The organism is Streptomyces sp. E2N166 (assembly GCF_003671715.1).
In the GTDB taxonomy this organism is placed as follows: domain Bacteria; phylum Actinomycetota; class Actinomycetes; order Streptomycetales; family Streptomycetaceae; genus Streptomyces; species Streptomyces thinghirensis.
Window position 1 is genome coordinate 636,730 of the sequence record NZ_RAIF01000032.1, and the last position, 2,272, is coordinate 639,001.

Below are 2,272 nucleotides of genomic sequence, written 5' to 3' on the forward strand. Positions count from 1 at the left end.
ACCGGCTGCACGGTCGCACCGCCCAGGTCCGCGACCAGCTCTCCGGCGTGGCGTCCCAGGCGCCCGGCGTCGGCTCCGAGTCCGCCGAGTCCGCCGAGTCCGCCGAGTCCGCCGAGGACAGGGACGACTCCCGCGACTCCCGCGACTCCGAGGCCTCGGAGGACTCGGAGGAGCGCGCGGAGTACGACGACGACCGCTACGAGGACGAACCGGCGGACGAGCAGCCCGACGACGAGCACGAGGAGGAGCCCGAGCGGCGGCGCGAGCCGCGGCGCGAGCGGGCGGCGAAGAAGGCACCGCCCGAGCCGCGCAAGGCGGCCGGGAAGGCGCCCGCGCCCGCGAAGAAGGCGGCAGCCAAGGCACCCGCGAAGAAGGCCGCGGCGAAGCGGGCGCAGCCCGCCAAGAAGGCGGCCGGCAAGAAGACGGCCGGCGCCAGGAGCGCCGCCCGCGGTGCCGGGAGCCGGCAGTCGAAGGGTGGTGGTGAGCGATGACCGACACGCTCGGTTCCGCGGCGTCCACGGCGGGCAAGGCCGCGAAGAAGAACCCGATCGCCGACGTGGCCCAGAGCGAGGCGGCCGACCGCCTCAAGGCGGAGGTGCAGGAGTACCTCGCCGCCCAGGTCACGCGGCTGCTGACCGGCGTCGGCACCAAGCTCGGCGAGACCACCGGCAAGCTGAACGACATCGCCGAGGGCAACAGCCCCGGATTCGCCAAGCTCGCCGTCGACGGCGGACGCAAGCTCGCCGAGGGCAAGGGGCCGATGCGGGCCGCGTTCGAGGTCGGCGCCGGCAAGGTGAAGGACAACGTGGTCGGCGCCTTCAAGAACCTCACCGGCGGCAAGGGCAGGAAGAAGGGCGGCGGCGGCCAGAAGCCGACGGTCATCATCGAGTACGTCGACGTCGGCGTGCCGGTGCGCACGGCCTACGACCAGTGGACCCAGTACCAGGACTTCAGCACCTTCGCCAAGGGCGTCAAGAGCGCGAACCGCGCCGACGACACCTCGTCCGACTGGCAGCTGAAGGTCTTCTGGTCCAACCGCAGCTGGAAGGCGAAGACCACCGAGCAGGTGCCCGACGACCGGATCACCTGGACGTCGGAGGGAGCCAAGGGCACCACGAAGGGCGTCGTCAGCTTCCACAAGCTCGCCGACAGTCTCACCCGCGTGATCCTCGTCATCGAGTACTACCCCAAGGGTCTGTTCGAGAAGACCGGCAACATCTGGCGCGCCCAGGGCCGCCGGGCTCGCCTCGACCTGAAGAACTACGTCCGCCACATCACCCTCAAGGGCGAGGCGGACGACGGCTGGCGCGGCGAGATCCGCGACGGCGAGGTCGTCCGCAGCCACGAGGACGCCGTCGCGGAGGAGCAGGAACAGGAGCAGGAGGACCGGGACCAGGACCAGGAGCCCGAGGGCGAAGAGGGCGAAGAGGGCGAAGAGGCCGAAGAGGGCTACGAGGACGAGGAGGAGGCGCCGTACGCCGAGGAGGAGGGCGAAGCGGACGCCGAGTACGAGGAAGAGTCCGAGGGGGAGTCCGAGGAGCAGTACGAAGAGGAGCCCGAGGGCGAGTACGAGGAGGACAAGGAAGCCGGCGAGGAAGAGTACGCGTCCCGTGACGAGTACGAGGACGCCGACAGCGGGAGCCGTCGATGACCACACCCAGCCGGCTGCCCGATCCCTATGGCCAGGGACAGAGCGCCAATCTCGCCGACATCCTGGAGCGGGTGCTCGACAAGGGAGTCGTCATCGCGGGCGACATCAAGATCAACCTGCTCGACATAGAGCTGCTCACCATCAAGCTGCGGCTCGTCGTCGCGTCCGTCGACAAGGCCAAGGAAATGGGCATCGACTGGTGGGAGAGCGACCCCGCGCTCTCCTCGCGCGCCCGGCGCGACGAACTGACCCGGGAGAACGCCGAGCTGCGCGAACGCCTGCGCGAACTGGATCCGGGCCGTGTACCGAGGGAGGCGCCGTGACCGGACTGCGGTACGTCTACGCCGTCTGCCGCCCGTTCGGCGCGGCCCTCCAGTCCCAGCTGGCCGGGGTGGCGGGGGACCCGCCCCGGCTGCTGGCCCACGGCGGCCTGGTCGCCGTGGTCAGCCATGTGCCGGAGGGCGACTTCTCCGAGGAAGCGCTGCGCGGCCACCTGGAGGACTTGGACTGGCTCGCCGGGACAGCCCGCGCCCACCAGCAGGTCATCGACGCGCTCACCGCCGTCACCACTCCGCTGCCGCTCCGGCTGGCCACCGTCTTCCGGGACGACAGTGGCGTACG

The 2,272-nt window shown here is 71.0% G+C and carries 3 protein-coding genes and 1 pseudogene; all 4 read left to right on the forward strand.

Going from position 1 to position 2,272, the window contains the following annotated elements; translation table 11 throughout:
- Window positions 1-491: pseudogene (locus tag EBH09_RS30040) on the forward strand (DNA primase); the annotation flags it as partial.
- The gene (locus EBH09_RS30045) at window positions 488-1,651 is read left to right on the forward strand and encodes an SRPBCC family protein (RefSeq protein ID WP_121750041.1); all 1,164 of its coding nucleotides are present in this window, start codon (window positions 488-490) and stop codon (window positions 1,649-1,651) included. The pseudogene EBH09_RS30040 and the gene EBH09_RS30045, both read left to right, overlap by 4 nt.
- Complete coding sequence (locus EBH09_RS30050; RefSeq protein WP_121750042.1) at window positions 1,648-1,974, forward strand: gas vesicle protein; 327 nt, start codon at window positions 1,648-1,650, stop codon at window positions 1,972-1,974. Before EBH09_RS30045 ends, EBH09_RS30050 begins: the two co-directional genes overlap by 4 nt.
- A partial coding sequence (locus EBH09_RS39360; protein ID WP_238697567.1) for a GvpL/GvpF family gas vesicle protein occupies window positions 1,971-2,272 on the forward strand: 302 nt, incomplete at its 3' end. The genes EBH09_RS30050 and EBH09_RS39360, both read left to right, overlap by 4 nt.

Coding starts and splice junctions, on each gene's coding strand:
- EBH09_RS30050 (WP_121750042.1), top strand. CDS start 1,648: ATGACCACACCCAGCCGGCTGCCCGATCCCTATGGCCAGGGACAGAGC.
- EBH09_RS30045 (WP_121750041.1), top strand. CDS start 488: ATGACCGACACGCTCGGTTCCGCGGCGTCCACGGCGGGCAAGGCCGCG.